Below are 6,341 nucleotides of genomic sequence, written 5' to 3'. Positions count from 1 at the left end.
CGCAGCAGACGACGCCGGACCTTGGCCTGTACTTCGTCGAGCAAGTTCTGTTCGGACGTACGGCTTTCATGAAAGGCCACCGCTCCCGAAGCGTCCGCTGCGAAGACACCCTCGATGACGACGCAGTGAAAGTGCTGCGGACAAACCGGTGCAGTCCAGTGCGATCCAGGACAGGCCAGGATAAGGCAGCGCAAGCCGGCCCCGATGGGCAACCCCTTCGCTCAGCTCTCAGGTCCGCTCCGCCGCGTGCCACGCTGCACCCTCTGCGTCCCACCCCACCCCTTCGGCATCGGCCGACCCACCCTCGTCACCCTCTCCCCGCCCTGACTTCCGCAAGCGACCCGCTTCGGCGATAATTCGCCGGGGATGGGAAGCCGCTCGAACGCGCAGCGGAGACGCCGCCTTTCCCAGCCGACACGAAAGCAACCGGTGAGCGACATCTTCATCTGCTACTCGCACAGCGACAAAACGATCGCCACCCGCCTCAGGGAACGCCTGCAGCGCGAGGGCTGGTCGGTGTGGATGGACCTGCACATCGACGCCGAACACCGCTGGGCGGACGAGATCCAGACGCAACTCACCGCCGCGCGTGCTGTCGTCACGCTCTGGTCGGCGCGATCCGTCGCCAGCCGCTTCGTCATGGACGAGGCGCACGAAGCGGCCGACCGGGGAATCATCTTTCCGGTCCGCCTCGAAGACCTGCGCATTCCTTACGGCTTCCGCCAGTTCCAGACCCCCGATTTGATCGGCTGGAATGGCGACGAGGACAGCGAAGGCGCACGCCAGCTCGTCAGTTCGCTGCGCAAGCATCTGGCGGCAGCGATACCGCCGGAGCCCGTCGCCGCGGCACCCAGCCGCCCGCGCACACCGACGACAAACGCCGCTCCACCCGCCGCTGCCGCGCGCCCACCCGCTGCCAAGCCCCTGGCCCCCGGCGAAACCTTCCGCGATCGCCTGCGCAACGGCGGCGAAGGTCCGCTGATGGTCGTCATCCCCGTCGGCCGCTTCCTGATGGGCTCGCCGGACGACGAGCCCGAACGGGCCAACGACGAAGGTCCGCAGCACGAAGTGCGCATCGCGCAGCCGTTCGCCCTCGGCGTGTACGCCGTCACCTTCGACGACTACGACCGCTACGTCGCGGCAGTAGGCGGCCGGCAAGCCGCCGACCACGGCTGGGGGCGGGCACAACGGCCGGTGATCGCCGTTTCCTGGAATGACGCGCAGGCCTACTGCCGCTGGCTGCAGCAAGAGACCGGGCGCGCCTATCGCCTGCCGAGCGAGGCCGAATGGGAATACGCCTGCCGCGCCGGAACGACGACACCTTTCCATTTCGGCCGTCAATTGACGACCGCGCTGGCCAATTTCGACGGCAACTACACCTACAACGGATCGGCCAAGGGCGAGTATCGCCAGCAGACGCTGCCGGTCGGCTCATTTCCGGCCAATGCCTTCGGCCTATACGACATGCACGGCAACGTTTGGGAATGGTGCGCCGATGCATGGCACGACAACTATCGGGGTGCGCCGAGCGACGGCTCGGTCTGGGACAACGCCGCCGCTTCCGACAACGTGTCCCGCGTGCTGCGCGGCGGGTCGTGGAACTACAACCCGGGGGACTGTCGCGCGGCGAGGCGCAGCCTCAACGCCCCCGGCAACCGCTTCGACAACATCGGTTTCCGCGTGTGTTGCGGTTCCCCCATCGAACCGCTGGGCGCTGCATCACTGAACACTGTTACGCTGGCACGCTGAACACTGTTCGCCGCGCAGCGGCGAAAAATTTTTTTTGCCGCCGTTGAACTCCGCACAGTCGACCGGCGCGCCGCATCCGGCAACGGAATCCGGACAAACCCGCAGATACGCTCAACGATCCTCTTCGCCATCCATGGTCTCGCCCCGAAGAATCGATTCGTAGTTCTGGCCGCCGTAGAACACGCCGATGATCGAAACCTGATCGGCGTCCACCGCGAATGCGATCACGCTGCGCTTCCTGTAGTGGGTGATGCGCAGACCGGGCCGCACGTCATCGCGCATGGTTCCGCGCATCGGGAAAATGCACAAACTCTCGCAGTAGCTGACGACCGCCTCGGTGTAGCGTGCCGCCATGACCGGCGAGGCGGCGGCGGAGATGTAGCGGTAGAGGGCCGCGAGTTGTTCCGCCGCCTCGGGAGAAAAAACAACCCGGTAGTTCATCGCCCCTTGGCGTGTTCCGCGGCAAGGCGAGCGCGCACCTCTTCCGAGGTAACGGCCCGCGACGGATCGGCCTTCAAGGCATCGTAAGCCGCCCCGACCTCGCGGCACAGCCAGTTCTCGACCGCCTGATCGCGTGCCAGCAGGGCGCGCAGCCCGTCGCGAATCACTTCGCTTTCCGTCGCGTATTCGCCGGCACGGACCTTGGCTTTCACCGCGTCAGCCATTTCGTTGGGCAAGGTAATGCTTAATTGCTGAGTCGTTCGCACGGCGGACCCTCCATCAAATGGACAGGATTAAATCCTACTCCAATGATCGCCGAGCGTACAGCAAGCTGTTTGTCGTAACGAAAACCCGCCGGCTTGACGCGCGCCTGAGAACGGCATTGCGCAAACATTGCATTGCGAGACGGCGACTTGCGGGCAAAGTCCCCTGTTGAAAGCTGTCCCCGCCAGACCCTTTGCGCAGGACCCGTTCAATGCCGCTGCGCGGTGTTCAGTGATGCAGCGCCCAGCGGTTCGCCAGGACAAGGCAGCACCGAGGGGAAACCCCTTCGATCACCTCTCCAGTTCGCACCACCGCCCACCTCGCCGCACGCTCCCCGCCCCGCAGCCGCTTCCGCCATCCCACGCCGCGCCCGCTGCATCCCACCCCACTCTTTCGGTATCGGCCGACCCACCCTCGTCACCCTATCCCCTATGGCCCGCCCTGACTTCCGCAACCGCGGCACTTCGGCGATAATTCGCCGGGGATGGGAAGCCGCTCGGACGCGCAGCGGAGACGCCGCCTTCCCCAGCCGACACGAAAGCAACCGGTGAGCGACATCTTCATCTGCTACTCGCACAGCGACAAAACGATCGCCACCCGCCTCAGGGAACGCCTGCAGCGCGAGGGCTGGTCGGTGTGGATGGACCTGCACATCGACGCCGAACACCGCTGGGCGGACGAGATCCAGACGCAACTCACCGCCGCGCGTGCTGTCGTCACGCTCTGGTCGGCGCGATCCGTCGCCAGCCGCTTCGTCATGGACGAGGCGCACGAAGCGGCCGACCGGGGAATCATCTTTCCGGTCCGCCTCGAAGACCTGCGCATTCCTTACGGCTTCCGCCAGTTCCAGACCCCCGATTTGATCGGCTGGAATGGCGACGAGGACAGCGAAGGCGCACGCCAGCTCGTCAGTTCGCTGCGCAAGCATCTCGCGCCAACGGTACCGCCGGAGCCCGTCGCTGCGGCACCCAGCCGCCCGCGGACACCGAGCACAAACGCCGCTCCACCCGCCGCCGCCGCGCGCCCACCCGCTGCCAAGCCCATAGGCCCCGGCGAAACCTTCCGCGATCGCCTGCGCAGCGGCGGCGAAGGTCCGCTGCTGGTCGTCATCCCCGCCGGCCGCTTCCTGATGGGCTCACCGGCCGACGAGCCCGAACGGGCCAACGACGAAGGTCCACAGCACGAAGTGCGCATCGCCCAACCCTTCGCCCTCGGCGTGTACGCCGTCACCTTCGACGACTACGACCGCTACGCCGCGGCGACAGGCGGCCGGCAAGCCGCCGACCGTGGTTGGGGGCGGGCACAACGGCCGGTGATCGACGTTTCCTGGGACGACGCGCGGGCGTACTGCCGCTGGCTGCAGCAAGAGACCGGGCGCGCCTACCGCCTGCCGAGCGAGGCCGAATGGGAATACGCCTGCCGCGCCGGAACGACGACGCCTTTCCATTTCGGCCGTCAGTTGACGACCGCGCTGGCCAATTTCGACGGCAACTACACCTACAACGGATCGGCCAAGGGCGAGTATCGCCAGCAGACGCTGCCGGTCGGCTCATTTCCGGCCAATGCCTTCGGCCTATACGACATGCACGGCAACGTTTGGGAATGGTGCGCCGATGCATGGCACGACAACTATCGGGGTGCGCCGAGCGACGGCTCGGTCTGGGACAACGCCGCCGCTTCCGACAACGTGTCCCGCGTGCTGCGCGGCGGGTCGTGGTTACAACAAGCCGGAGGCTGTCGCGCGGCGTGGCGCTCCCACGACGCCCCCGGCATCCGAAACGACTTCATCGGTTTCCGCGTGTGTTGCGGTGCCCCCATCGAACCGCTGGGCGCTGCATCACTGAACACTGTTACGCCGGCACGCTGAACACTGTTCGCCGCGCAGCGGCGAAAAATTTTTTTGCTTTGCCGCATCGGTGGGCGCATACTGCGGGCGCAGGCTTCGGCTTGCGGGGCTGCCTGAAACGTGTCCCGCGTGCTGCGCGGCGGGTCGTGGAACAACAACCCGAGGAACTGTCGCGCGGCGAGGCGCAACCACAACGCCCCCGGCAACCGAAACGACAACATCGGTTTCCGCGTGTGTTGCGGTGCCCACATCGTGATTGTCCCCGGAGGTGTCCGGCTTGCGTCGGGCGCCAACCGGAAATTCCGGCCGACCACGGTTTGCCGGACGAGGCCGGGGAACGATCGATGGCGCAGGCCAGTCCCGTCCGCACGCGTCCTTGCGTCGGGCGCATAGCAAAAGCGGGCGCCACCTGGATTCGTTCCCGTGGCGCCCACCTCGTTTCAGGAGCTGCTCTGTTTCATCCAGCCGCCGAGCAGGCGCCCGACTTCGGCGACCATCGCGCTGACGTGTCCGTACTGGGCGTCGTTCAACCAGCTCCAGCAGTGCGCCAGACGCAGGTAGAGACGCAGCGCGTTGAGTGCTGCGTCGGCGTCGTGCAATGCGCTTTGCCGCCGCGCACCGCGCGTGCTTTGCGCCAGAAAGACGGCCTCCTGGCAATCGAGGGCGGCGTTCATCAGACGCAGCGTTACCGTTTGCCGATAGGGGCGCGGGAAACGTTCCGCCTTGGGCAACAACCAACTCAAGAGGTCGTACAACCGCGTGAGCAATACCAGTTCTTCGGCCATCTCCAGCTCCTTGTCGTCACCTACCGCCGCTTTCGCGGCGCTCTGTTCATGGCCGCACCTGCTGCAGGCGTTCTCCCGCGCGGCGCTGGGCAAGCGACGCCAGGCAACGGTCGCCGCCTTCGACTTTCAAATGGCCGACCGCCTCGTGCAACTGCGCGAGGAACTGCTCAACGGCGTCTATGCGCCCGGCCCCTACACGCACTTCTTCATTCACGAACCGAAGCGGCGCAAGATCAGCGCCGCGCGCTTTCGCGACCGCGTTGTGCACCATGCCCTGTGCGCGGTCATCGAACCCCGCTTCGAGCGCGTCTTCATTCCCGACAGCTACGCCAATCGCATCGGCAAGGGAAGTCACCGCGCCATCGACCGCCTGCAGTCCTTCGCCCGTCGCTACCCCTACGTGCTGCGCGGCGACTTGCGGCAGCATTTCGCCTCGATCGATCACGCCATCCTGCTCGACAGTCTGCGCACGCAGATCGCCGAGCCCGACATCATGCACCTGATCGAGTCGATCGTCGCCGGCGGCAGCGATGTCTTGCGCGAGCAGTACGACATGGTGTGGTTTCCCGGCGACGACCTGCTCGCCGCGTGTCGGCCGCGGGGTCTGCCGATCGGCAATCTGACCTCGCAATTCTGGTCGAACTGCTACTTGCATCCCTTTGATCTCTTCGTCAAACGAGAACTCGGCTGCCGCGCTTATCTGCGCTACGTCGACGATTTTGCGCTCTTTTCCGACAGCAAAGCGACGCTGTGGGCGTGCAAGGAGGCGATTCGGGAGCGGCTCGCCACCCTGCGTCAGACGCTGCATGAGCGTAGCGCGCAGGTCACTCCGACGGAGCATGGCATTCCGTGGCTTGGTTTCGTCGTCTTTCCCGATCACCGCCTGGTCAAAGCGCGCAAGGTGCGCTACGCGACGCATCGCCTCGGCGAACGATACGCGGCCTACCAATCCGGAGCGCTCTCCTTTGCCGAATTCGATGCCGGCGTGCGCGGCTGGATCAACCACGTTCGTCACGCCGATTCGTGGGGCCTGCGCCGGCACGTGCTGGCGCCGCTGCTGCTGAAGCCGGGCGACGTTCCTGGACGCCGGCCGACGGTCGCCGCCGCCCTCTCGCCACGCGGCGAATGAAGCATGCGGCAAGGCTGGAGGCCCAAGGCGCAATCCCGCCGCGAGCCGCAGCGCAGAGTCCCGCACCGGAAAGCATCTCGCCGCCGCAGCGTGGGCAGACAGTGGAAAGACCTCATGGATGCGCGCG

The 6,341-nt window shown here is 66.1% G+C and carries 7 protein-coding genes; 4 read left to right on the top strand and 3 right to left on the bottom strand.

The genetic code is table 11. The features are described 5' to 3' along the window. Positions 1-429 precede the first annotated feature (429 nt). Positions 430-1,749 (top strand): SUMF1/EgtB/PvdO family nonheme iron enzyme, encoded by a 1,320-nt coding sequence (locus RKP46_RS07055; RefSeq protein ID WP_311105990.1) that lies wholly within the window; start codon positions 430-432, stop codon positions 1,747-1,749. Positions 1,750-1,860: 111 nt separating this feature from the next. Here the strand turns inward: RKP46_RS07055 and RKP46_RS07050 are convergent, their stop codons facing one another. Further along, a complete protein-coding gene (locus tag RKP46_RS07050; protein ID WP_311105989.1) occupies positions 1,861-2,190 on the bottom strand; it encodes a type II toxin-antitoxin system RelE/ParE family toxin in 330 nt (109 codons plus the stop codon). After that, positions 2,187-2,456, bottom strand: a complete 270-nt coding sequence (locus RKP46_RS07045) for a type II toxin-antitoxin system ParD family antitoxin (protein ID WP_311105988.1) — start codon at positions 2,454-2,456, stop codon at positions 2,187-2,189. Before RKP46_RS07045 ends, RKP46_RS07050 begins: the two co-directional genes overlap by 4 nt. A 545-nt stretch (positions 2,457-3,001) precedes the next feature. On the opposite strand from RKP46_RS07045, the gene RKP46_RS07040 reads away from it, so the two are divergent. Beyond that, entirely contained in the window at positions 3,002-4,321 is a 1,320-nt protein-coding gene (locus RKP46_RS07040) for an SUMF1/EgtB/PvdO family nonheme iron enzyme (RefSeq protein WP_311105987.1), read from the top strand. 99 nt (positions 4,322-4,420) lie between these two features. Further along, positions 4,421-4,693: an SUMF1/EgtB/PvdO family nonheme iron enzyme gene (locus tag RKP46_RS07035; RefSeq protein WP_311105986.1), complete on the top strand. Its 273-nt coding sequence runs from the start codon at positions 4,421-4,423 to the stop codon at positions 4,691-4,693. Positions 4,694-4,740: 47 nt separating this feature from the next. Here the strand turns inward: RKP46_RS07035 and RKP46_RS07030 are convergent, their stop codons facing one another. Continuing rightward, positions 4,741-5,085 (bottom strand): four helix bundle protein, encoded by a 345-nt coding sequence (locus RKP46_RS07030; protein ID WP_311105985.1) that lies wholly within the window; start codon positions 5,083-5,085, stop codon positions 4,741-4,743. 130 nt (positions 5,086-5,215) lie between these two features. Here RKP46_RS07030 and RKP46_RS07025 point away from each other — a divergent pair, with 130 nt between their 5' ends. After that, complete coding sequence (locus RKP46_RS07025; RefSeq protein ID WP_311105984.1) at positions 5,216-6,214, top strand: reverse transcriptase/maturase family protein; 999 nt, start codon at positions 5,216-5,218, stop codon at positions 6,212-6,214. The last annotated feature ends 127 nt before the right edge of the window (positions 6,215-6,341 follow it).

This window comes from Accumulibacter sp., from assembly GCF_031732815.1.
Lineage (GTDB): Bacteria > Pseudomonadota > Gammaproteobacteria > Burkholderiales > Rhodocyclaceae > Accumulibacter.
The sequence above is the reverse complement of the archived record's forward strand: the minus strand, read 5'-3'. Positions and strand labels throughout refer to the sequence as shown.